The sequence below is a fragment of the Exiguobacterium sp. H66 genome (genome assembly GCF_018618705.1).
In the GTDB taxonomy this organism is placed as follows: Bacteria; Bacillota; Bacilli; order Exiguobacteriales; family Exiguobacteriaceae; genus Exiguobacterium_A; species Exiguobacterium_A oxidotolerans.
Window position 1 is genome coordinate 18,960 of the sequence record NZ_JACSMQ010000013.1, and the last position, 22,993, is coordinate 41,952.

Below are 22,993 nucleotides of genomic sequence, written 5' to 3' on the forward strand. Positions count from 1 at the left end.
CTATGAAACAACTACAAAATCTGTTGCTCGGAATACCAGAAATAAAAACGGTCCGTGAGCGTTTTCGACAAGGGGTCGATGCCCAACTCATCACAGGCTTGATGAATAGCGGGAAAGCGTTGTTCGTCGCAGGCATTTATCAAGAAACAAAAAAACGGTTCGTCATCGTCACCCACAATATGTTTCAAGCGCAAAAACTGTATGATGATTTGATTGAACTGGTGCCTGAACAGGAAGTGATGCTCTACCCGGTCGACGAGACATTGGCTGCTGAATTATCGTACGGGGCGAGCCCGGAATTACGGGCGACACGGATTGAAACGCGGCACCGGCTCCTGACGACCGATGATGGTATTTTAATCATCCCACTCGTCGGTCTCAGACGGTATGCTCCACCTGCAAGTGATTTCTTAGCACATACGAAACGGATTAAGCCGGGCGATATCTTGGCGATTCCGGACTTCATTCAAGAATTAGTCGACGCCGGATATGAGCGGACGGCGACCGTGACGACACCGGGAGAATTTTCAGTCCGCGGGAGTATCATCGATATTTATCCGTTGACGGTCGACCGTCCCTATCGATTGGATTTATTTGATGAAGAAGTCGACTCGATTTATACATTCGATGCAGAAACGCAACGATCACTCGGTGTGGTCGCAGAAGCGTTGCTTCCACCGGCAGCTGAACACTTTGCGACGACGGAAAATCTCCGTGCCGCGGGTGAACGGTTGCGTGCACTCTATGAAGCGACGAAAGAACGTGTCCAAAGTACGGGAGTCCTTGCAGCACTTGAAGAAGGGATCGCCTATGACGTCGAATTGCTCGAAAGTGGGGAGCGACCGAAACAGCTCGCGAAATACGCGCCGTTACTGTATCAGAAGACATTACTGGCTGATATCACAGATGCCGTCTTGATCGTCGATGAAATCGCACGGATCGAAGAAGCGGCGGAAGTTCAGGATGCGGAAGAAGCGGAATGGATGGCTTCGTTGATTGAACGGGGGCAAAGCGTTAGTGATTACATTCTCTCGGTTCCGATGCTCAAAGTCTTCGAACAACGTCAGCTACTCTATTTGTCGCTCCTTCCGACACGCAGAAGCGGCGTCCCTGAAAGTGCAGCGATTCACTTCAACATCAAACCGATCGCTCCGTTTCATGGCCAAATGGAACGTCTGAAACAGGAAATCGATCGGTATGCCCGGGCAGACATGTGGATGGTCTTTCTTGCGAGTAACAAAGAGCGGGCGGAGCGGATGCGGCAGACACTTTCCGACTACGGTGTCGAAGCGTCCTTGCATACGGCAGAAGAAGATATGCGTCGGGGACATCCGTCGATTTTAATCGGTGGCATTCATGGTGGTTTCGAAATGACGAATGCACGACTCGTCGTCGTGACGGAAGAAGAAGTCTTTAAGCAACCGACCCGTCGCCGGAAACAGACGACGAAATTGACGAACGCGGAACGGATCAAAAGTTACCAAGAGTTGAAGACGGGTGATTATATCGTCCATATCCACCATGGAATTGGTCGTTACCACGGCATCAAAACGATTGATGTCGCAGGGAACCATAAAGATTACTTGCACCTCGTCTATGCCGGTGACGACTCCTTGTATGTTCCGGTTGACCAAATCGACTTGATTCAAAAATACGTCGGGGCAGAAGGAAAAGAACCGAAAATCTATAAACTCGGCGGAACGGACTGGAAGAAAGTCAAAGCGAAAGTCCAAAAATCAGTTGAGGACATCGCAGATGAACTAATCAAATTGTATGCGACACGAGAAGCGGCAGTTGGATTTGCTTTCCCGGAAGATGATGACAGCATGCAGGCATTCGAAGCCTCGTTCCCGTACGAGGAAACGGTCGATCAAGTCCGGTCGATTGAAGAGATTAAGAAAGATATGGAACGGCCGCGTCCGATGGATCGTCTGTTATGTGGAGACGTCGGATACGGGAAAACGGAAGTCGCGATTCGGGCGGCATTTAAAGCAGTTATGGCAGGGAAACAAGTCGCTCTCCTTGTGCCGACGACTGTTCTTGCCCAACAACACTATGAAACGATGCTCGAGCGATTCAGCGAATGGCCCATCAATGTTTCAGTCATGAGTCGGTTCCGATCGGCGTCAGAACTGAAAGCAACAAAAAAAGGCTTGAAAGAAGGAACGATCGACGTCGTTGTCGGAACACACCGTGTCTTATCAAAAGATGTTCAGTTCGCTGACATCGGTCTGTTGATCATCGATGAAGAGCAACGCTTCGGTGTTAAACATAAAGAACGATTGAAACAACTCAAAACGAATGTCGATGTCTTGACGTTGACGGCGACACCGATTCCACGGACCTTACACATGTCGATGATCGGGATTCGTGATTTGTCGGTCCTCGAGACACCGCCTGAAAACCGCTATCCTGTCCAAACGTACGTGATGGAGTACGACGGAATCATCATGCGTGAAGCACTTGAACGTGAACTTGGTCGAGGGGGGCAAGCCTTTTTCCTCTACAATCGCGTTGAAGGGATTGAACGGAAGGCGGAGGAAATCCGGGCGCTCGTTCCGGAAGCACGTGTCGTCACGGCACATGGTCGGATGACAGAGACGGAACTTGAAAGTCAATTGATTGCTTTCTTCGAGGGGGATGCCGATGTTCTTGTCAGTACGACAATCATTGAAACGGGGATCGATATTCCGAACGTCAATACATTGATCGTCAACGATGCCGATCAAATGGGTCTATCACAGCTCTACCAACTGCGTGGTCGTGTCGGACGTTCAAGTCGTGTCGCGTATTCCTACTTTACGTACCGTCCGCAAAAACGGTTGACCGAAGTCGCCGAGAGTCGTCTTCAGGCAATCAAGGAATTTACGGAGCTTGGAAGTGGCTTCAAGATTGCCATGCGTGACTTGTCAATTCGCGGTGCCGGGAATCTGCTCGGATCCCAACAATCCGGTTTTATCGATTCAGTCGGGTTCGATTTGTATTCACAAATGTTATCGGAAGCCGTCGAAGAACGGAAGGAACGAATGAAAGGGAAACAACGTGTCCAAAAATTCGTACCAGACTTTACGTTCAGTCTCGATGCGTATATTCCGAGTCATTATATGTCGGATTCTGAACTGAAAATTGAGTTCTATAAACGCTTAAAGTATGTTGATACGACAGAAAGTCTTGATGCACTCGAAGGAGAGATGCTGGAGCGCTTCGGTGAATTCCCGAATGAAGTCGCACGATTGATTCAGTTGACGCGGATGCGGATTTTTGCTGAACGGGCTCGGATTGAGCGGGTCAAACAAACGGACCCGAAAATCGAGATCGTCTTATCCGAACAAACGACTCAGACGCTCGATGTTGCGGATTTCGTCAAGTGGACGGTACCGATTGGTCGCGGACTCGGCATGGGACAACAAGAAGGAAAACTTGTTTTGACGTTGAACCGTGGCAAACAAACCGTTCAACAAACAACGGAACAAGCAGAGCGGTTGCTCGCTGAACTTGACCGCCGGATCTCGATGCGATGAGTCAACGGCGAACGATTGCGCAAGGGGCAGCGCTCCTGGCGATCTCGAGTTACGTCTCAAAGCTGCTGAGCTTTTTTTACCGGATTCCGTATCAAAACATGGCAGGGGATTTTGGATTGTACGTCTATCAGACGGTCTATCCATTATTCGCGATTGCGGCAGCACTGGGGATTTATGCGCTACCCGTCATCGTCGCAAAGTTGACGTTGCATCACCCGGAAGAAAAACGAGAGGTTCTCTGGTCGATTTTCTTTGTCCTTGCGAGTCTTTCGTTAGTGTTCGGTCTGCTCGGCTGGATCATCGCACCAGAACTTGCTTTACTGTTCGGAGATCCGAAGCTCGTCCTTCCGCTACGTGCTGTGACGTTGACGTTTTATTTATTGCCGGTCATTGCCGTGTTACGAGGAATGTTTCAAGCAGACCTTGAGATGCGACCGACCGCCTTTTCGCAAATTACGGAAAACGCCGTGCGCGTCTGTTTATTGTTACTCGTGACGTATTATGGTGTCTCGATCGGAGCGAATCCTTATCAAATCGGTGCTGCGGCACACGTGACGGCGCTCGGTGGCAGTGTCGCTTCATTGTTGTTGCTCCTTCGCTTCGCGAAAGGGCGGATTGGTCGCCCGGTCGTCTCGAAGCGTCATTTAAAACGTGTCGGGAAAGTCTTATTGACGAGTGGGATGGCGGTCAGTATCGCGTCGCTCGCTTTACTGTTGATGCAGTTGATTGATGGATTGACGTTCGTCAACTTGCTCGGGGATACGATGGAGACGAAAATCGAGAAGGGGATTTTTGATCGTGGCTATCCATTGTTGCAGTTCGCAATTTTATTTGCGACGTCGATCAGTCTGGCCAGTGTTCCGACGTTGCTGACGGAGTATCGTAAACAAAATGACGCGGCGACACGGTTGCACCTTGAAACACTCCTTCGTTCTGGTCTATTGGTCGCGGCAGCTGCGACGGTCGGATTGTTTAGTGTCATGCGTCCACTCAACATCGCGCTCTATCAAGATGATAAAGGGACGATTGCGCTCAGTTGGCTTGCTGCGACGGCCTTTACGGCATCGCTCTCGATGATTATCATCTCTTGTCTCCAGTCCGTCGATGCTGAAAAATATGCCTTTGCAGGCGTCGTGCTCGGACTGGTCGTCAAGCTGTTATTAAACATCTACTTGTTGCCCCGTTATGGTATGATCGGGGCGGGAATGGCGACATTCGGCGGATTCGCGATGATGGCATCAGCACAACTCATCTTATTGAATCGGAAATTCGGACGTGTAACAGCAGGACGAATTTTCTACGTCCGATTGCTCCAAGCAATCATCCCGATGGCGTTGTTTTTGTACGTGGTCGAACGTCTGTTTCAATGGGCAGGTTTCGAGACGCGGATTGGAGCGATGTTTGAAGTGGGTCTACTCGTCATCGGTGGTGCATTGATCTTTTGTATATTTGCACTGCGCAGGCGGGTCCTGACAGAGCGGGAGTGGTCTTTATTGCCGTTCGGAGACAAACTTTATCGAATTCATCATCGGAGGAAAATCATATGACACACCGTATTACAGTCGTCGGCTTAGGTGTTGGCGAACTAGAGCAATTGCCGTTTGGCGTTTATAAGTTATTGAAAGAAACAACACAACCTGTTTATTTACGGACAGCAGATCATCCCGTCGTTTCAGAACTGGCGACAGAGGGAATGAAATTTACATCGTTTGATTCGATTTATGAGCGGCACGACCGCTTTGAAGCGGTCTATACGGACATCGTCGAAACACTGCTTGATCAGGCGACACAAACGCCAATCATCTATGCGGTACCGGGACACCCGCTTGTAGCAGAAAGTACCGTTCAACAACTACTTGCGCGTGCGACTGACATCGACATCGTCGGTGGACAAAGTTTTCTTGATCCGATGTTCGCAGCGGTCGGGGTGGATCCGATTGAAGGATTTCAATTGCTTGACGCAACGGCCTTCCGTGTCGATGAAGCGCAAATTCGTCAACACGTACTGATCGGACAAGTGTACGATGCGTTTGTCGCAGGTGACTTGAAAGTCATGTTGATGGAACGTTATCCGGATGAACACCCGGTGACGCTCGTCACAGCAGCGGGGACGAGCAAGCAACACGTCATGACAGTTCCGCTCTATGAACTGGATCGTGTGACGATGCTCAGTAATTTGACGACGGTCTATGTGGCGCCGGTGACGGAGGAAAAGGCGCTGAATCGGGATTTTGCGACGCTCAAGGACATCATCGCCCGTTTACGTGGTGAAGGAGGGTGTCCATGGGATCAAGAACAGACGCATGAATCGCTCAAAAAACATTTAATCGAAGAATCTTACGAATTACTGGAAGCAATCGACCTTCAGGACGATAACTTAATGATAGAGGAATTAGGGGATGTCTTACTTCAAGTCATGTTACATGCACAAATCGGTCTCGATGAAGGGTACTTTGATATCCGGGACGTCATCGGCAGTGTCAGCGATAAGATGATTCGTCGTCATCCACACGTCTTTGCAGAGACGACGGTTGATTCGGCGGCAGACGTCGTTGCGAACTGGCAAACGATCAAGTCGCAGGAGAAACCAGAGCGGAAATATCTGCTCGACGGTGTCACAAAAGGGGCACCTGCCTTGATGCGTGCTGAACAGATTCAGAAAAAAGTCGCAAAAGTCGGCTTTGAGTGGGACACAGTCAGTGGTGCGCTTGAAAAGGTACAAGAAGAAATACGTGAACTACAAGAAGCAGCGCCAAAAGAACAACTTGCTGAATTCGGAGATCTCTTATTTTCGTTAGCACTTGTCGGAAAATATATGGGATTATCGGGAGAAGAAGCGTTGCAGCTGACGAACGATAAGTTCATTCGCCGTTTTACGCGGGTGGAACAACTCGCAAAGCGACCAATTGAAGAGTTGTCGCTCGACGAACAAGATCAGTTATGGAATCAAGCGAAGCAGGAGGAACAGTCATGAGACTCGATAAATTTTTAAAGGTATCCCGTTTGATTAAACGACGGACACTCGCAAAAGAGGTAGCAGACCAAGGTCGGATTACGATTAACGGTCTCGTCGCAAAAGCAAGCAGTACAGTCGCAGTCGGCGATGAGATGACGATTCGATTCGGAAACAAAATCGTCACCGTTCAAATCGACGGCATTAAAGAGCATGCGAAAAAAGAAGAAGCGACGGACATGTATAAGATTATTCGTGAAGAAAAAGTGAATTCTGAAGAATCAATGTAATTTACCTGAAAAAGGAAGTATACTAAAGAGTGTCAGAGATGACCACTCGGATAAGGAGGGATGATATGCCGGCACCGTTAGAATCAGGTCGTCAAACACCACCAAAGATTAAACCGCTCAATGATCGTAAAAAGCAATTAAGCCAAAATGCGATTGAGAACCGATCGCGCTTAAAAAAGCGTTTCTTGATTTGTATGTCAATCTTTCTCATCGTCCTTTCTCTCATGGGGTGGTCATACATCGAAAAGAAACAATTGATTGCTGAACAAAATCAATCGTTCCAGGTCGCTCAACAAGAGCAAACAAAAGCGAAAAAAGAGTCGGCACGCCTGAAAGAGGAAATCGAACGGCTGAACGATAAAGAATATGTTGCGAACTTAGCGAGAAGTGAGTTGTTGTACTCGAAAAAAGGCGAAACAATTTTCTATTTCTCACCTGAAGATTAACCGATGGTTGCCGATTGATTGAAAAAATATGTAATCACTCGTATAATAAGAAATGAATCAACTAAAAAGGAGCAATACAATTTATGTCGATTGAAGTAGGCAGCAAAGTGCAAGGGAAAGTTACAGGCATCACTAATTTCGGAGCGTTCGTAGAATTACCGACTGGGAAAACCGGTCTCGTTCACATCAGCGAAGTGGCAGATTCTTACGTTAAAGATATCAATGATGTCTTGACGGTTGGACAGGAAATCACAGTTAAAGTCTTGAGTGTAGAAAACGATGGTAAAATCGGTCTTTCAATCAAGAAGGCTGTTGACCGCCCTGAAGGCGAACGTCCTCGTCCTGCACGTCAATTCGACCGTGGCCCACGCCCGGCCGGTCAAGATCGCGGACCACGTCCGTTTGATAACAAAGGACCGCGCAGTGGCGGCGGTGGTGGAAATCGTGGGGGATTCAACAAAGGTGGTCGCGGAGCACCTGCTCCACGTAAAGAGCAAACGTTCGATACGTTGATGACGAGTTTCCTCAAAGACAGTGAAGATCGTCTTGCGACACTCAAACGCCAAACGGATTCAAAACGTGGCGGACGCGGTGCTAAACGTCAATAACTTGCTGACCTGTTCTTTATAAGAATAGAGATGGAATGACGCTGTTCATTCCATCTTTTATTTTTTTGAAATTATTTTTATAAAAAGCGTTGACTTTCATTTGACTCCACCGTATTATAGAAAATGTGCTTAAGACGCACGAGTTAAAAATATGGCGGTGTAGCTCAGCTGGCTAGAGCGTACGGTTCATACCCGTGAGGTCGTGGGTTCGACTCCCTCCGCCGCTACCATATTTTTTTGGCCCGTTGGTCAAGCGGTTAAGACACCGCCCTTTCACGGCGGTAACACGGGTTCGATTCCCGTACGGGTCATTCTTTAAAAGCTATCTCTATTATATAGAGGTGGCTTTTTTTAGTATAGTAGATTCGAAAAGGGGATGCGTACATCATGGAAACGATTGCTCCTGTTCCGAATGAACCGCTCATCGTCGGCGTATCCGGAGGCTGCGACTCGATGGTGCTCGCGCATCTGTTGCACGAGGCGAAGTTTGATCTTTTAATTGCCCATGTCCACCATGGTCTTCGTGCAGCATCGGATGAAGAAGCCGCGTTTGTCGAAAACTGGGCTTTTGAACGTAATATCCCGTTCCGGACGACCCGTTTAGAATGGGGTGGACAACGGGTGAGTCAAGCCCGTTGTCGCGAGAAACGGTATCAGTTTTTTGAAAACTTAATGGAAGAGACGAACCGGAGTCACTTAGTCTTAGCACATCATCGTGATGATCAACTCGAGACGTTATTGATTCAGTTGTTGCGGGGTGAAGCGACGATCGACGGGATTCCGATTCATCGCCCGTTCGGTCCCGGTCAGTTGCATCGTCCGCTGGTGAACTGGACGAAACAGGAACTGACGGCTTATGCGACGCGTCAACAAATCGAGTGGCGTGAGGATGCGACAAATGCGGAAACGAAGTACTTAAGAAATCAAATCCGGCACGATATTTTACCAAGGCTCGCTCAAGTGCGCCCGGGTTTCGAAGAAGCGACGGTCCGTGCCGCACGGCTTCGTCAAACGATACAGGACGAGCACTTAGCGTACGTCGAAGCATTAGTAGCGCGACATACGAGGGAGAATGGGATAGTAATCGATGAGATTAACCAGCTGCCGACAGATTTGAGACGACTCGCTTTACAAGTGCTCTTACCGGATGTCCGGTTGACATCAGAGGATTTCGATCGCTTTTTAGCATGGCTCCGAGTAGATATGCCCTCGAGCGAAGTGTATTATGGAAACTGGAGGATTCGCCGCGCGTACGGATACTTGACCTGTATCGAGAAAGATACGACAGATTCTGCACTTGAATCGTTTCAAGTAGGGGCTGATTTGGGAACATACCGTTATGGTGAACGAGATGTGACGTTTTCATACGGGGATGCAGGGATTCCGTTAGCGGAAGTTACTTTCCCGCTGACGGTACGAAGTCAGTTGCCAGGGGACCGGATACAGCTAGAAATCGGAACGAAAAAAGTAAGCCGGATTCTAATTGATGCGAAAGTACCACGTTATCTTCGGGCAGAAGTTCCGGTCGTCGTCGACGCCACGGGTCAAGTTTTAGCGGTCGTCGGACATCGAATTGCAAAATTCGGGTCATTTGAACTCCTCGCACGGTCTTATTTAATGATAGAATGGTAATGTAGTGTTTAAAATGGAGGAGGAATACCTAGCATGACCTTAATGAATGATATGGAGAAAGTACTGATTTCGGAAGAAGAGATCCAACATAAAGTCGGTGAACTCGCGGGTGAACTGACAGCAGATTATGGTGATCGTTTTCCACTGCTCGTCTGTGTCTTAAAAGGCGCAATGCCGTTCATGTCTGATCTCGTCAAAAAGATGGACATGCACCTTGAGATGGATTTCATGGATGTTTCGACATACCACGGTGGAACGACATCGACAGGCGAAGTTAAAATCGAAAAGGATTTGAACACATCTGTAGAAGGACGTGACATCCTGATTGTCGAAGATATCATTGACAGTGGATTGACGCTTGGATACTTGGTTGATCTCTTCAAGTACCGTAAAGCAAAATCTGTCAAAATCGTGACATTGCTCGATAAGCCGTCAGGTCGCAAAAATGATCTTCACGCGGATTATAGTGGATTTGTGATTCCCCACGAGTTCGTCGTCGGTTACGGTCTCGACTATGAAGAGAAATATCGTAACCTTCCATATGTTGGCGTGTTGAAGCCGGCAGTCTACGGTGGCTAATTATTTTTAATCTTGACTGTCACATGATAAGATGAAACCAATTACAAAGCGCGCTTTGCCGCGTCAGGATTCGTATCAGTTGATGAAGGTATGTCAGTTGGTGCGGAGAGGAGGCATAAGATGAACCGAGCAGTGAAGAATACCCTCGTGTTTGGGGTCATTTTTCTAGCTTTGATCTTGTTTCTGCAATACTTGCAGAGTCCAGTGAACAAAAGCAAAGAAATCAATTACACACAGTTTGTCGAGTCGGTTGAAAAAGGTGAAATTAAGACGGCTACCTTCCAGTACGAAGGACAGACGTATAATGTGACTGGTGATTTACGTGAAAAGGATTCGACGTATGAAACGGTTGTTCCAGCTGTTGATACGGAGTTAACGGATCTTTATACACAATTGCGCAGTCAAGGTGTCAATATGGACTTTAAAGCAGCAGAGACGAATGGCGGTTGGATCGCGTTACTGACGACGATCGTCCCGTTCATCATCATATTCATTCTCTTCTTCTTCTTAATTAATCAAGCACAAGGTGGCGGCGGCGGTGGCCGCGTGATGAACTTCGGTAAATCAAAAGCGCGCCTCTATGATACGGAGAAAAAGAAAATTACGTTTGAAGATGTCGCTGGTGCAGACGAAGAGAAACAAGAACTCGTCGAAGTTGTTGAATTCTTGAAAGACCCACGTAAATTTGCACGTCTCGGTGCACGTATCCCTAAAGGGGTCCTTCTTGTCGGTCCTCCAGGTACAGGTAAAACGTTACTTGCACGTGCAGCGGCAGGTGAGGCTGGCGTTCCATTCTTCTCGATTTCAGGTTCTGACTTCGTTGAGATGTTCGTTGGTGTCGGGGCGTCACGTGTACGTGATCTCTTCGAAAATGCAAAGAAAAATGCACCGTGTATCATCTTCATCGATGAAATCGATGCAGTCGGTCGTCAACGTGGCGCAGGTCTCGGTGGCGGACATGATGAGCGTGAACAAACATTGAACCAACTTCTCGTTGAGATGGACGGATTCAGTGAAAATGAAGGCATCATCATGATCGCAGCAACGAACCGCGCTGATATCTTGGACCCAGCCTTGCTTCGTCCAGGTCGTTTTGACCGTCAAATTACGGTTGAGCGTCCAGATGTCGTCGGTCGTGAAGCAGTTCTTAAGGTACATGCACGAAATAAACCACTCGACTCAACAGTCGATTTAAAAGCAATCGCACAACGGACACCAGGATTCTCTGGTGCTGATCTTGAAAACCTGTTGAACGAAGCAGCACTCGTTGCAGCGCGTACCGACCGGGATAAGATTTCCATTGTCGATCTAGAAGAAGCGATTGACCGTGTCATCGCTGGACCAGCGAAGAAGAGCCGGATCATTTCGCCGAAAGAGAAAAAAATCGTTGCGTGGCATGAAGCAGGTCATACGATCATCGGTGTCACACTTGATGATGCGGATGAAGTGCATAAAGTAACAATCGTTCCTCGTGGGAATGCCGGCGGTTACGTCGTCATGCTTCCGAAAGAAGATCGTTACTTCATGACAAAACCAGAACTTGAAGATAAGATCACTGGATTACTTGGTGGTCGTGTCGCGGAAGATATCGTCTTTGGTGAAGTATCGACCGGAGCAAGCAATGACTTCCAACGTGCGACAGGACTTGCGCGTAAGATGGTGATGGAGTTCGGGATGAGTGAAAAACTCGGACCGCTTCAGTTCGGTTCAGGTCAAGGTGGAAATGTCTTCTTAGGACGTGACTTCCAAAATGAACAAAACTACTCGGACGCAATTGCGCATGAGATTGATACGGAAATCCAAGCGATCATCAACCGCTGTTACCAAAAAGCGAAAACGATTTTGACGGAGAAACGCGATCAGCTTGATTTGATTGCGACGACGTTACTTGAAGTTGAAACGCTGGATCAAAAACAAATTCACCACCTTATCGAGACAGGTGAATACAAGAAGAACGAGCCAGAAGTGGTAGCTGAACAAACGGAAGACGAGAAGAAACCGGAATCGACGACTCCTGTCATCGATGAACCGACAGAATCTCCGACACAACGTGGTTCAGTCATCGACGAAGGTCAAAATGTGGACGTAGAAAAGCCTGATCAACCACGCCGTGATGATCAAATTTAATCGCTGACACAACAAGACAGGATCAGTGCCCGCTATGCGGGTGCTGGTCCTGTTTTTATATGCCGTGATGCTTGCGCACTTCGGTAGGTGAAGCTTAGCCGACGTGGTATAATCACAACGTATATTGCAGGTATCGTATAGAAAAGTGGGGAATCAGTCAAATGATCTTAGTAATTGATGTTGGAAATACGAATATCGTACTGGGTGTCTATGCTGGCGAGACATTGGTCGAGCACTGGCGGATCGCAACCGATCGGACGCGGACGACCGATGAGTACGGGATGCTCGTCAAAGCCTTGTTCCGGGATGCAGAGTTAAACGTGGAAGAAATCGAGGGAATCGTGTTATCATCTGTCGTACCCCCCGTCGTGTTTCCACTGGAGAACATGTGCGTCCGTTATTTCAATCGACGCCCGTTCGTGATTGGACCAGGTATTAAAACCGGACTCGACTTAAAAGTCGATAACCCAAGGGAAGTCGGGGCGGATCGAATCGTCAATGCGGTCGCCGCGACGGTCAAATATGATGGTCCATTGATCATCGTAGACTTTGGGACAGCAACGACCTATTGTTATATCGATTCACAAAAACGCTATTACGGTGGAATCATTTCACCGGGTGTCATGGTGTCGACTGAGGCACTTTATAACAAAGCAGCAAAACTGCCGCGCATTGAGATTGCGAAACCACAATCCGCGATTGGGCGGAATACGATTCATGCGATGCAGTCAGGGACGTATTTTGGATATGTCGCGCAAGTGGACGGTCTTGTCCACCGGATGAAAGAAGAAATGGGTGAAGCAAAAGTCATCGCGACTGGTGGGCTTGCCCGATTAATCAGCGAGGAATCCGCAACGATTGAAATCGTCGATCCATTTTTGACGCTTGACGGGTTGCGTATTATCTACGAACGAAATAAGTGAGGGAATAAATAATGAAACGTGAAGAATTATTAGCACAACTAAAAGATGATTATTTAGTACGGGCGCTCGGTTTTAACGGCGAAGTCCGTGCATTTGCAATCCGTTCGACAAAGTCGGTGTATGAAGCACAGCTCCGGCACCAAACGACTCCGGTCGTCACGGCGGCGCTTGGCCGGACGCTGACAATCGGCGCGATGATGGGAACGATGCAAAAAGGCGACACACGTGTGACCCTGAAAGTTGAAGGGGACGGTCCGATCGGAAAAATCATCGTCGATGCCGATGCAAAAGGAACGGTCCGTGGATACGTCAGCCATCCACGTGTCGAAATGGATACGTACGTCAATGCAGACGGTCTGACGAAATTAAAAGTCGGCGATGCAGTCGGTCGCGGAAATATTTCCGTTATCAAAGATTTAGGGCTTCGTGACTTCGTCGGAGGGCAATCACCGATCCAAACCGGTGAAATCAGTGAAGACTTTACGTATTACTTCGCAGTCTCAGAACAAAGTCCATCTGTCGTCGGTGCAGGTGTGCTCGTTTATCCGGAAGATGAGTCGGTCATCGCAGCAGGTGGGTTAATCGTGCAATTGATGCCAGGTGCATCGGAAGAAACGATTGCCGCACTCGAAGCACGAGTGGCCGCATTAAAACCAATCTCGATTCTTGTCGGAGAAGAAAAAACACCGGAAGAAATGCTTGAACTCGTCCTCGGTGAATCATACGAAGTCCTCGATACAGTGCCGGTTACGTTTGGTTGCACATGTGATCGCGAAAAGCTCGCGACAGCCATCGTAGCGCTCGGACCTGACGAGATTCAATCGATGATTGATGAAGATGGTGGAGCAGAGGCAGTTTGTCATTTCTGTTCAGAACACTATCAGTATGGCGTCGAAGAATTACAATCACTTCGTGAAAAATCGCTCGAACGAGCATAAGAGGGTCTGAAAATGGGAAATGTAAACTCTAAGTACTTGTGGATGTTGATTTTCATCTTACTGTTGACGAACTTTTTAACGGGAGCATATGCCTTCATGGGAGAACTACCGAAAGTTGATTCTCCGAAGATCGTCCAAGAAAGTATCGGTGGACCGCTTGAAGACGTCGTCGCGACAGTCGGAGACGAAGACATCACACGAGCGGATGTCTATCAAGTAATGCGTAAAGAACACGAACAAGATACACTCGATCGTTTGATTCAAGAAGCGGTAGAACGTCAATCCAAAAATGGAACGAAACCTACCGTGGAGCGCTTTGATTGACAGATTTCATCCAGTCCATTGATAATTGATTTATCGGATTACTTGGAATTAAAGGTTTTTCATTATGAGGAGGAATGGTCATGCGTATTGCAAATTCAGTACTAGATTTAGTCGGCCGCACGCCGATCGTCAAATTGAACCATCTGACAGGACCAGAGGATGCAGATGTCTACTTGAAACTGGAGTACATGAATCCCGGGTCAAGTGTCAAAGACCGGATTGCGCTGTCGATGATTGAAGCGGCAGAGGATGCTGGGAAACTGAAAGCGGGCGATACGATCATCGAACCAACGAGTGGCAACACCGGGATTGGTCTAGCGATGGTCGCAGCAGCGAAAGGATACCGGGCCATTCTCGTCATGCCAGAAACAATGAGCATGGAACGTCGAACTCTTCTTCGTGCGTACGGCGCGGAGTTGATTTTAACACCTGGTCCGGAAGGAATGAAGGGTGCAATCGCGCGAGCGACGGCGGAAGCAGAGGAACATGGTCATTTCATGCCGCAACAATTCAACAACGGAGCGAACCCCGTCGTCCACGAACAGACGACAGGACCTGAAATCGTTGAAGCGTTCGAAGGACTATCACTGGATGCTTTCATCGCCGGAATCGGAACAGGTGGGACGATCACGGGTGCTGGTAAAGTATTACGCGACGCCTTCCCGGGAATCGAAATCATCGCTGTCGAACCAACGGATTCACCTGTTCTTTCGGGTGGTAAACCGGGTCCGCACAAGCTCCAAGGAATTGGTGCTGGATTCGTACCCTCGATTCTCGATACACACATCTATGACGGTGTCGAACAAATCACGACGGAAGAAGCATTTGATCATGCGCGCCGTGCCGCGAAATCAAACGGAGTTCTCGGTGGGATTTCTTCAGGTGCTGCAATCGCTGCAGCTCTTAAAACGGCCAAACGTCTTGGAAAAGGCAAAAATGTGTTAGCGATCATTCCTTCGAATGGAGAACGTTACCTCAGTACGCCACTCTATCAAGTCGAGGAAGAAGAAGGTTCGAAACTATAATTTTTTTCAGGCACACGGAAGTCATTCGACTCCCGCGTGCCTTTTTTTTGCGTATAATGAGGACAGAATACGTACAGAGGTGGGGGACGCAAGTGCGACAGACGAGATATGTAGCATTTACATGGACGAAGGAACAATTTTATAACCGTTATGTGGAGCGGACAAAAGAACAAACCGGTCATATCTGGCTCGAAAGTGGTCGTATCGGTTCCTATACGATGGCTGGTGTGCACCCGGTCGGGCAGTTACGCACGAAATCCGGACAAACGACGATTACAACACGTGATGGTGTCGAAGAACGAACAGATTCTCCGTTTTCATTAATTGAAGAAGTACGCGCACGTCATGCATCGGCTCGTCCGGACGGGATGCCTGCATTTTTCGGTGGACTGGCAGGCTACGTCAGTTATGACGCTGTCCGGTATTTAGAGCGATTACCGGACGAAGCGGAGGACGATTTAGAAACAGCAGATATTTCGTTGTATTGGTACGATGAAGTCGCCGTGTATGACGAACAGGCAGGTCAGTTATTCGTTGCCGTGACGCGTGATACGGTCGAGGTAGCGGAAGCAGCACTTGAAACTGAAGTACTTGCTTGGAAAGTGGAGAGTCCTGCGCCAGTCTTTCGCCCGGTTTCGAATGAACGGTTAGAGCGGGGTCGGTCGTTCGAACAAGCCGACTTTGTCGAGGCGGCAGACCGCGTCAAACGTTATATTGAAGCGGGTGACGTCTTTCAAGTCAATCTTGCGGTTCGTCAACATGAACGTCTCTTAACATCGCCGGCTCATGTCTATGACGTGTTGCGGCAGGTGAACCCGTCGCCGTACATGGGCTACTTCGTCGATGAAGAGTTGACGCTCGTCTCAGCGTCACCCGAGTTGCTCGTCGAAAAAATTGGAGACGATCTCGCGACGCGTCCGATTGCTGGGACACGTCCGCGCGGGAAGGATGAAGCGGAAGACTTAGCGCTTGCGAAGACGCTGCTCGATAATGAAAAAGAGCGGGCGGAACACGTCATGCTCGTTGATTTAGAACGCAACGATTTAGGGCGGGTCAGCCGGTATGGGTCCGTTCATGTCGATGAATTGATGGTGATCGAAAAATATTCTCATGTCCAACATATCGTCTCGAATGTCCGTGGGAAAGTAGCGGAACACCAAGGTGCGAGCGATGTTCTCGCAGCGATGTTCCCCGGTGGGACGATTACTGGCGCGCCAAAAATCCGGACGATGGAGATCATCGAGGAGTTAGAACCGGTCCGGCGTGGTATTTATACAGGGTCACTCGGATTTATCAGTTGGGCGGACGATGCGATCTTCAACATCTTGATTCGGACGCTCGTCGCCAAAGATGGCGTCGCTTATATTCAGGCGGGAGCAGGAATCGTCACCGATTCTAGTTCAGTGAGCGAATATGAAGAATCACTCAGTAAGGCAAAGGCACTTTGGGTCGCAAAAGAAATGGCGGAGGGAACGACATGATTGTATTGATTGATAACTATGACTCATTTACGTACAACTTAGTCCAATACTTTGGGGAGCTCGGGCAAGAGATCCAGGTGTTTCGGAATGATGCGATTACACTCGAGGAGATTGAACAACTCAAACCCGATCACCTAGTGATTTCGCCAGGACCTTGTACTCCGAACGAGGCGGGCATCAGCCTTGCTGCAATCGAATACTTCGCAGGCAAGTTGCCTATCCTTGGTGTCTGCCTCGGTCATCAAGCAATCGGGCAAGTCTTCGGCGGACAAGTCGTCCGGGCACAAGACTTAATGCACGGAAAAGTTTCGTTATTGTCTCACGACGCGACCGGGATGTTTGAAGGCATCGCTCAAGATACACCAGTGACACGGTACCATTCGCTTGTCGTCGAGCGGGAGACCTTTCCGGATGCCCTGGAAGTGACAGCAGAAGCAGGGGGAGAAATCATGGCCCTGCGACATCGCGAGTTACCGATCGTCGGTGTCCAGTTTCATCCGGAAGCAATCTTGACCCGAGACGGGAAACGGATGTTAAAAAACTTTTTGGAGTTGAATCGATATGTATCTTTGGCATGATGGACAGGTAGTAAAAGAAGAAGACGTTCGGATTTCACCATTTGACCATGGTTATTTATATGGAATGGGGATTTTTGAGACATTTCGTACGTATGCAGGACATCCATTTTTATTTGATGATCATATTAAACGGCTACAGATGAGTTGTGCCGCGATTGGAATCGTCATCCCCTATACGCGGGATGAACTGTTAGTTGCGATTGAGACCTTATACCGTGCCCATGCGACGACTGATTTATACATCCGCTTAAATGTCTCGGCTGGTCCCCGTGATATCGGACTCTCCGTTGAGCGGTATGACACGCCGACGGTCGTGATTTATGCGAGACCGATTGGTGCGCGACAAGCGACGGAGCGGGCGCTTGAAACGGTCCGGTTGCCACGCAGTACACCGGAAACGGCGTATCGCTTAAAGTCGCATCACTACATGAACAATCTAGTTGCGAAACGCCAACTGTTTAATCCGGAAGCGGAAGGGCTCTTCTTGACGAAGGAAGGATTCATTTGTGAAGGCATCACTTCGAACATTTTTTGGCGTTATGGGGAGAAGTGGTATACACCGTCGCTTGAGACGGGTGCCTTGAATGGGATCACCCGCCAGTTCTTGATGGAGCAACTTATGGTCGAAGAACGCCTTGCTTTATTGCCACAGTTGATGGAGGCAGACGAAATTCTCTACACGAATTCCGTTCAAGAAGCAGTCGCCGTTTTATCACTTGACGGACGAACGTTCCCGGGTCAATCGGGAAGCGGCTATCAACGTGTGCGTCAGCTATTCGATGAGGCCGTCGAGACGCGGTGGTCGAGGAGGGAAAAACGTTGACAAAAATCATGGGAATTTTAAATGTGACGCCGGATTCGTTTTCAGATGGTGGACAATACGTTGATGTCGAACTCGCTGTTCGTCATGCTAGGCAACTTGTTGCGGACGGGGCAGATGCAATCGATGTTGGTGGAGAATCGACGCGACCGGGTGCGACATTTGTTTCAGTAGCAGATGAAATCGACCGCGTTGTTCCAGTGATTCGTCGCTTGAAGCGTGAGCTCGATGTCTTGATTTCGATTGATACGTATAAACCGGAAGTCGCTGAAGCCGCTGTCCGTGCCGGTGCAGATCTCATCAATGACGTCTGGGGTTCGAAATGGGGGGATCGTTCAATGGTAACGGTCGCCGCCCGGCACGAAGTCCCAATCATCCTGATGCATAATCGGACGGAACCACACGGAACAGACGTCTTAGCTGAAGTCCGCGCCGACCTTGAAGAATCAATCCGATTAGCGAAACAGGCGGGTGTCTCGGAAAATCGGATTTGGCTCGATCCAGGGATTGGTTTCATGAAAACGTATGAAGAGAATTTATTTTTGATGCGTCACCTCGCGATCGCGACAGATTTCGGATACCCCGTCCTGCTCGGGACGTCGAGAAAGTCACTGATTGGATTGACGCTCGGACTCCCGGCGGCGGAACGGGTGGAAGGGACGATTGCGACCGTCTGTTACGGCATCCAACAAGGTTGCGAGTGGATGCGTGTCCATGACGTGAAAGAAATCAAGCGGGCCGCTCTGATGATGGACGCGATGCTTGCAGCAGAATTACCGAAGGGGGAATGAAGATGGATCGCATACACGTTTCAGGGATGCGTTTTTATGGTTATCATGGAGTGTTCGCAGAAGAAACGAAGTTAGGACAGCGCTTTAATGTGGATTTATCCATCGGACTTGATTTATCACGCGCCGGCGAGACGGACGATTTACGGGAAAGTGTCAATTATGCGGAACTCTATGAAGCGACGAAACATGTCGTCGAAGGGGAGGCCGTTCAGTTGGTCGAGGCGCTCGCGGACCGAATCGTCCGACACGTCTTTTTGCTCGATCCACGAATTTTGGAAGCGACCGTCAAAGTCATCAAACCTGATCCACCGATCGCAGGGCACTATGAGCATGTCGCGGTAGAAATCAATCGGGTTCGGGGGGATTATGCATGAACCGTGCTTACATCGCCCTTGGGTCGAACATCGGGGATAAGGCCGGGCACTTACATGCTGCAATTGAAGCGATGACGGCGTACCCGGAGATTCAAGCGATTCGCCCGTCCTCGATTTATGAGACCGTTCCTGTCGGTTACCTCGATCAAGATTTATTCTACAACATGGTCGTCGAACTTGAGACGAGTTGGTCCGCGGAGGTGTTGCTCGAGCACTTGCAGGGCATCGAACGCCAAGAAGGACGGAAGCGATTGTTCAAGAATGGACCGAGAACGTTAGACCTTGACATCATCCTTTATAATACAGATGATATACATTCAGAAGGATTAACGGTGCCGCATCCACGGATGCAAGAGCGGGCATTTGTCCTCGCGCCGTTGCAGGAATTGAATCCGCAATATGAGGTACCGCATTTAAAGAGGACGGTCGAGGAACTCTACGCGCAACTACCGGAAACGGAACGAGCGGGCGTCAGACGAATCGTGAAGGAATAGAGGGTATTGAAGAAGAGAGGAAGAGCGCTACATGTCAGGTTTTAAGATTGGTGACGTCGAACTGAACAATCGTGTCATCCTCGCACCGATGGCGGGCGTCTGCAATCCTGCGTTTCGTTTGATTGCAAAAGAATTCGGGGCAGGACTCGTCTGTGCGGAAATGGTCAGCGATAAAGGGATTTTGTATGAAAATGAACGGACGTTAGAGATGCTGTATGTCGACGAACGCGAAAAGCCGCTCAGTCTGCAGATTTACGGCGGATCGAAGGAGACACTCGTAAAGGCGGCACAGTATGTCGATGCCAACACGAATGCGGATATCATTGACATCAACATGGGATGCCCGGTTCCAAAAGTCACGAAATGTGATGCCGGTGCAAAATGGTTGCTTGATCCCGATAAAGTATATGAAATGGTTCATGCTGTATCGCAAGCGGTCGAGAAACCCGTCACGGTGAAGATGCGGACAGGGTGGGACAGTCATCATATTTATTGTGTCGATAATGTCCGGGCAGCGGAAGCGGGTGGAGCAAAGGCGGTTGCCATTCACGGGCGGACCCGTTCGCAAAAGTATGAGGGCGTTGCGGACTGGAACATCATCGGGGAAGCAAAACGGGCAGTGCAGATTCCGATCATCGGAAACGGTGATGTGCAAACGCCGCAAGACGCGCAACGGATGATTGATAAAATCGGTGTAGATGGTGTGATGATTGGTCGGGCGGCGCTCGGCAATCCATGGATGCTCTATCAGACCATCCAGTATCTCGAATCCGGGAAGTTACCAGTCGAGCCGACACCACGTGAAAAGATTGATATTTGCTTGTTGCATGCGGCACGACTCGTTGCACTGAAAGGTGAGAAACTAGCCGTTCGTGAAATGCGTACCCACGTCGCGTGGTATCTCAAAGGATTAAGTGGGAACGGGCAAGTCCGAAAAGCCTTATTCGATATTGATACCCATGCCGGTCTTCAAGAGTTGTTACGTCAGTATGTCGAAACCTTGGAAACAACCGTAGTACATGCGTGACAGGTAAAGTATAGTCGGCATTACCCGTTTTATGGTACGCTAATTGCATTAAAGATGAGCGAATCGGTTTTTTTCAAGGTGCTGTCGGTCATGCCGGCAGCTTTTTGATGCAGAATGATGAAGACCGTCGTGAACAATTTTTAGAAGGAGTGAATACAGTGAGTCAGGACATGGAAATGAATGATCAAATGCAGGTGCGTCTCGGTAAGATGAACGCGATGCGTGAGCAAGGACTCGACCCGTTCGGTGCTCGTTTTGAACGGTCAACGGATACAGCAAGCATTCGTTCAGCTTACGGCGAGAACGAAAAAGAGGAATTAGCTGAATTAAAACCGGAAGTAACGATTGCGGGACGTGTCATGACGACACGCCGTAAAGGGAAAGTTGGATTTACGAACGTTCAGGATGTGACAGGTCAAATTCAGTTATATGTCCGGAAAGACGATGTCGGAGAAGCAGCGTATGAAATTTACAAGACATGTGATTTAGGTGATATCATCGGAATCAGTGGTTATGTCTTTAAAACGAACGTCGGCGAGTTATCAGTCCATGTCACGTCGTTTACATTGTTGACGAAAGCACTTCGTCCGCTTCCAGATAAATATCATGGATTAAAAGATGTGGAACAACGGTACCGTCAACGTTACCTCGATCTCATTACAAATACGGAATCACGGGAGACATTCATCGCCCGAAGCAAAGTAATTCGAGGCATCCGTCAATATCTCGATAGTCTCGGCTACTTGGAAGTCGAAACACCGATGTTACACACAATCGCAGGTGGAGCATCTGCCCGTCCGTTCATCACGCACCACAATGCTCTTGATATGACGCTTTACATGCGAATCGCGATTGAATTGCACCTAAAACGTCTTATCGTCGGTGGACTTGAAAAAGTATATGAAATTGGTCGTGTCTTCCGAAATGAAGGAATTTCAACACGCCATAACCCAGAGTTCACGATGATTGAGTTGTATGAGGCATATGCGGACTATGAAGATATCATGGATTTAACAGAAAACCTGATTGCTCACGTCGCTCAAGAAGTACTTGGGACAACAAAAGTTACGTATGGCGAAGACGTCATCGATTTAACGGTTGGTTGGAAACGTGCCCATATGGCAGATCTCGTTAAAGAAGCGACAGGAATCAATTTCTTTGATGATATTTCGAAAGAGCGGGCCCACGAACTTGCCCATGAACACGGAATCGAAGTTCAGTCACATATGTCGACGGGGCATATCTTAAATGAATTCTTCGAACAAAAAATCGAGGAGACACTCGTTCAACCGACTTTCGTTTATGGTCACCCAGTTGAAATTTCACCACTCGCGAAGAAAAACCCAGAAGATCCACGCTTTACGGATCGTTTCGAATTATTCATCGTGCGTCGTGAACATGCGAATGCCTTCACGGAGTTAAACGATCCAATCGACCAACGTGAACGTTTCGAAGCACAGCTTGTTGAAAAGGAAGCTGGAAATGATGAAGCACACGAGATGGATAATGATTTCATCGAAGCATTGGAATACGGAATGCCGCCAACGGGTGGACTTGGAATCGGAATCGATCGCCTTGTCATGTTGCTAACAAACGCACCATCGATTCGTGACGTTCTCTTATTCCCAACGATGCGCCACCAACAAAACTAACAAACACGTTTGCTCCCTTTCTTCTATATATAGTAGAGAGGGAGCTTTATTATGAAAAATGAAGGCTCGAAAAGACATGATGGATTGGAATCAATCAGCAATAAAACGGGTAAGTAATCTTTTTAAATGTTTTTCTAATAAAATGCTTGTACAATCGAAAAAGCCGTGGTATATTATTTCTTGTGCCGCAAATGGTTGTGACACACCGAAAAAAATATCAAAAAAAGTTGTTGACAATTGTGTTGATAACTTGGTAAGATATTAAAGTCGCTGAAAACGACACGACGAACTTTGAAAACTGAACGATGAGGCAAAAAACGTATCTTCGGATACAAACAATGAATGAAGCGCAAGCTTCGTCAACGTGACTTTTAGTCACACAAACGAGCAAGTCAAACACTTTATGGAGA

The 22,993-nt window shown here is 48.4% G+C and carries 21 protein-coding genes and 2 tRNA genes; all 23 read left to right on the forward strand.

What is annotated here, in order from left to right:
- The first annotated feature begins 2 nt into the window (after nt 1–2).
- The 23 genes from mfd (at nt 3) to lysS (ending at nt 22,583) form a co-directional block, all read left to right on the forward strand.
- Nucleotides 3–3,521 carry a transcription-repair coupling factor gene (mfd, locus tag KNP88_RS14995; RefSeq protein WP_214894488.1) on the forward strand — a complete coding sequence of 1,173 codons (3,519 nt, stop codon included), beginning with the start codon at nt 3–5 and terminating at the stop codon, nt 3,519–3,521.
- A complete protein-coding gene (locus tag KNP88_RS15000; protein WP_088835975.1) occupies nt 3,518–5,068 on the forward strand; it encodes a polysaccharide biosynthesis protein in 1,551 nt (516 codons plus the stop codon). The genes mfd and KNP88_RS15000 overlap by 4 nt, the downstream gene beginning before the upstream one ends.
- The gene (gene yabN, locus KNP88_RS15005) at nt 5,065–6,495 is read left to right on the forward strand and encodes a bifunctional methyltransferase/pyrophosphohydrolase YabN (protein WP_214894490.1); all 1,431 of its coding nucleotides are present in this window, start codon (nt 5,065–5,067) and stop codon (nt 6,493–6,495) included. Before KNP88_RS15000 ends, yabN begins: the two co-directional genes overlap by 4 nt.
- Nucleotides 6,492–6,764, forward strand: coding sequence for an RNA-binding S4 domain-containing protein (locus KNP88_RS15010; RefSeq protein WP_088835977.1), 273 nt, complete (start codon nt 6,492–6,494; stop codon nt 6,762–6,764). The genes yabN and KNP88_RS15010 overlap by 4 nt, the downstream gene beginning before the upstream one ends.
- Before the next feature lie 65 nt (nt 6,765–6,829).
- Entirely contained in the window at nt 6,830–7,210 is a 381-nt protein-coding gene (locus KNP88_RS15015) for an FtsB family cell division protein (RefSeq protein ID WP_088835978.1), read from the forward strand.
- 83 nt (nt 7,211–7,293) lie between these two features.
- Nucleotides 7,294–7,818 carry a S1 domain-containing RNA-binding protein gene (locus tag KNP88_RS15020; RefSeq protein ID WP_088835979.1) on the forward strand — a complete coding sequence of 175 codons (525 nt, stop codon included), beginning with the start codon at nt 7,294–7,296 and terminating at the stop codon, nt 7,816–7,818.
- A 153-nt stretch (nt 7,819–7,971) separates the two neighbouring features.
- Nucleotides 7,972–8,048, forward strand: a tRNA-Met gene (locus KNP88_RS15025).
- Nucleotides 8,049–8,057: 9 nt separating this feature from the next.
- Nucleotides 8,058–8,129: transfer RNA gene (locus KNP88_RS15030), tRNA-Glu, on the forward strand.
- 76 nt (nt 8,130–8,205) lie between these two features.
- Nucleotides 8,206–9,450, forward strand: coding sequence for a tRNA lysidine(34) synthetase TilS (tilS, locus tag KNP88_RS15035; RefSeq protein ID WP_214894491.1), 1,245 nt, complete (start codon nt 8,206–8,208; stop codon nt 9,448–9,450).
- A gap of 33 nt (nt 9,451–9,483) precedes the next feature.
- On the forward strand, nt 9,484–10,029 hold the full coding sequence (gene hpt, locus KNP88_RS15040; protein ID WP_012368964.1) for a hypoxanthine phosphoribosyltransferase: 546 nt from the start codon (nt 9,484–9,486) through the stop codon (nt 10,027–10,029).
- Between the two features lie 120 nt (nt 10,030–10,149).
- Nucleotides 10,150–12,156: an ATP-dependent zinc metalloprotease FtsH gene (ftsH, locus tag KNP88_RS15045; RefSeq protein ID WP_088835981.1), complete on the forward strand. Its 2,007-nt coding sequence runs from the start codon at nt 10,150–10,152 to the stop codon at nt 12,154–12,156.
- A gap of 161 nt (nt 12,157–12,317) precedes the next feature.
- Nucleotides 12,318–13,079: a type III pantothenate kinase gene (locus KNP88_RS15050; protein WP_088835982.1), complete on the forward strand. Its 762-nt coding sequence runs from the start codon at nt 12,318–12,320 to the stop codon at nt 13,077–13,079.
- An 11-nt stretch (nt 13,080–13,090) separates the two neighbouring features.
- A complete protein-coding gene (gene hslO / locus KNP88_RS15055) occupies nt 13,091–14,017 on the forward strand; it encodes an Hsp33 family molecular chaperone HslO (protein ID WP_029332221.1) in 927 nt (308 codons plus the stop codon).
- Nucleotides 14,018–14,029: 12 nt separating this feature from the next.
- On the forward strand, nt 14,030–14,341 hold the full coding sequence (locus KNP88_RS15060; protein ID WP_029332222.1) for a SurA N-terminal domain-containing protein: 312 nt from the start codon (nt 14,030–14,032) through the stop codon (nt 14,339–14,341).
- Between the two features lie 80 nt (nt 14,342–14,421).
- Nucleotides 14,422–15,366, forward strand: a complete 945-nt coding sequence (gene cysK, locus KNP88_RS15065; RefSeq protein WP_088835983.1) for a cysteine synthase A — start codon at nt 14,422–14,424, stop codon at nt 15,364–15,366.
- 92 nt (nt 15,367–15,458) lie between these two features.
- Nucleotides 15,459–16,847: an anthranilate synthase component I family protein gene (locus KNP88_RS15070; RefSeq protein WP_353048795.1), complete on the forward strand. Its 1,389-nt coding sequence runs from the start codon at nt 15,459–15,461 to the stop codon at nt 16,845–16,847.
- A complete protein-coding gene (locus KNP88_RS15075) occupies nt 16,844–17,425 on the forward strand; it encodes an anthranilate synthase component II (protein WP_214771754.1) in 582 nt (193 codons plus the stop codon). The genes KNP88_RS15070 and KNP88_RS15075 overlap by 4 nt, the downstream gene beginning before the upstream one ends.
- On the forward strand, nt 17,409–18,248 hold the full coding sequence (gene pabC / locus KNP88_RS15080; protein WP_214894492.1) for an aminodeoxychorismate lyase: 840 nt from the start codon (nt 17,409–17,411) through the stop codon (nt 18,246–18,248). Before KNP88_RS15075 ends, pabC begins: the two co-directional genes overlap by 17 nt.
- Nucleotides 18,245–19,036, forward strand: coding sequence for a dihydropteroate synthase (gene folP, locus KNP88_RS15085; RefSeq protein ID WP_214894493.1), 792 nt, complete (start codon nt 18,245–18,247; stop codon nt 19,034–19,036). The genes pabC and folP overlap by 4 nt, the downstream gene beginning before the upstream one ends.
- Before the next feature lie 2 nt (nt 19,037–19,038).
- Nucleotides 19,039–19,410 (forward strand): dihydroneopterin aldolase, encoded by a 372-nt coding sequence (folB, locus tag KNP88_RS15090; RefSeq protein ID WP_088835988.1) that lies wholly within the window; start codon nt 19,039–19,041, stop codon nt 19,408–19,410.
- On the forward strand, nt 19,407–19,904 hold the full coding sequence (gene folK, locus KNP88_RS15095) for a 2-amino-4-hydroxy-6-hydroxymethyldihydropteridine diphosphokinase (protein ID WP_088835989.1): 498 nt from the start codon (nt 19,407–19,409) through the stop codon (nt 19,902–19,904). The genes folB and folK overlap by 4 nt, the downstream gene beginning before the upstream one ends.
- Before the next feature lie 31 nt (nt 19,905–19,935).
- Nucleotides 19,936–20,931, forward strand: coding sequence for a tRNA dihydrouridine synthase DusB (dusB, locus tag KNP88_RS15100; RefSeq protein WP_214894494.1), 996 nt, complete (start codon nt 19,936–19,938; stop codon nt 20,929–20,931).
- Nucleotides 20,932–21,101: 170 nt separating this feature from the next.
- The gene (lysS, locus tag KNP88_RS15105) at nt 21,102–22,583 is read left to right on the forward strand and encodes a lysine--tRNA ligase (protein ID WP_157898521.1); all 1,482 of its coding nucleotides are present in this window, start codon (nt 21,102–21,104) and stop codon (nt 22,581–22,583) included.
- The last annotated feature ends 410 nt before the right edge of the window (nt 22,584–22,993 follow it).

Bases quoted from the DNA above. Each gene is read 5' to 3' on its own strand.
- mfd (WP_214894488.1), top strand. From the start codon at position 3: ATGAAACAACTACAAAATCTGTTGCTCGGAATACCAGAAATAAAAACG.
- KNP88_RS15000 (WP_088835975.1), top strand. From the start codon at position 3,518: ATGAGTCAACGGCGAACGATTGCGCAAGGGGCAGCGCTCCTGGCGATC.
- yabN (WP_214894490.1), top strand. From the start codon at position 5,065: ATGACACACCGTATTACAGTCGTCGGCTTAGGTGTTGGCGAACTAGAG.
- KNP88_RS15010 (WP_088835977.1), top strand. From the start codon at position 6,492: ATGAGACTCGATAAATTTTTAAAGGTATCCCGTTTGATTAAACGACGG.
- KNP88_RS15015 (WP_088835978.1), top strand. From the start codon at position 6,830: ATGCCGGCACCGTTAGAATCAGGTCGTCAAACACCACCAAAGATTAAA.
- KNP88_RS15020 (WP_088835979.1), top strand. From the start codon at position 7,294: ATGTCGATTGAAGTAGGCAGCAAAGTGCAAGGGAAAGTTACAGGCATC.
- tilS (WP_214894491.1), top strand. From the start codon at position 8,206: ATGGAAACGATTGCTCCTGTTCCGAATGAACCGCTCATCGTCGGCGTA.
- hpt (WP_012368964.1), top strand. From the start codon at position 9,484: ATGACCTTAATGAATGATATGGAGAAAGTACTGATTTCGGAAGAAGAG.
- ftsH (WP_088835981.1), top strand. From the start codon at position 10,150: ATGAACCGAGCAGTGAAGAATACCCTCGTGTTTGGGGTCATTTTTCTA.
- KNP88_RS15050 (WP_088835982.1), top strand. From the start codon at position 12,318: ATGATCTTAGTAATTGATGTTGGAAATACGAATATCGTACTGGGTGTC.
- hslO (WP_029332221.1), top strand. From the start codon at position 13,091: ATGAAACGTGAAGAATTATTAGCACAACTAAAAGATGATTATTTAGTA.
- KNP88_RS15060 (WP_029332222.1), top strand. From the start codon at position 14,030: ATGGGAAATGTAAACTCTAAGTACTTGTGGATGTTGATTTTCATCTTA.
- cysK (WP_088835983.1), top strand. From the start codon at position 14,422: ATGCGTATTGCAAATTCAGTACTAGATTTAGTCGGCCGCACGCCGATC.
- KNP88_RS15075 (WP_214771754.1), top strand. From the start codon at position 16,844: ATGATTGTATTGATTGATAACTATGACTCATTTACGTACAACTTAGTC.
- pabC (WP_214894492.1), top strand. From the start codon at position 17,409: ATGTATCTTTGGCATGATGGACAGGTAGTAAAAGAAGAAGACGTTCGG.
- folB (WP_088835988.1), top strand. From the start codon at position 19,039: ATGGATCGCATACACGTTTCAGGGATGCGTTTTTATGGTTATCATGGA.
- folK (WP_088835989.1), top strand. From the start codon at position 19,407: ATGAACCGTGCTTACATCGCCCTTGGGTCGAACATCGGGGATAAGGCC.
- dusB (WP_214894494.1), top strand. From the start codon at position 19,936: ATGTCAGGTTTTAAGATTGGTGACGTCGAACTGAACAATCGTGTCATC.
- lysS (WP_157898521.1), top strand. From the start codon at position 21,102: ATGGAAATGAATGATCAAATGCAGGTGCGTCTCGGTAAGATGAACGCG.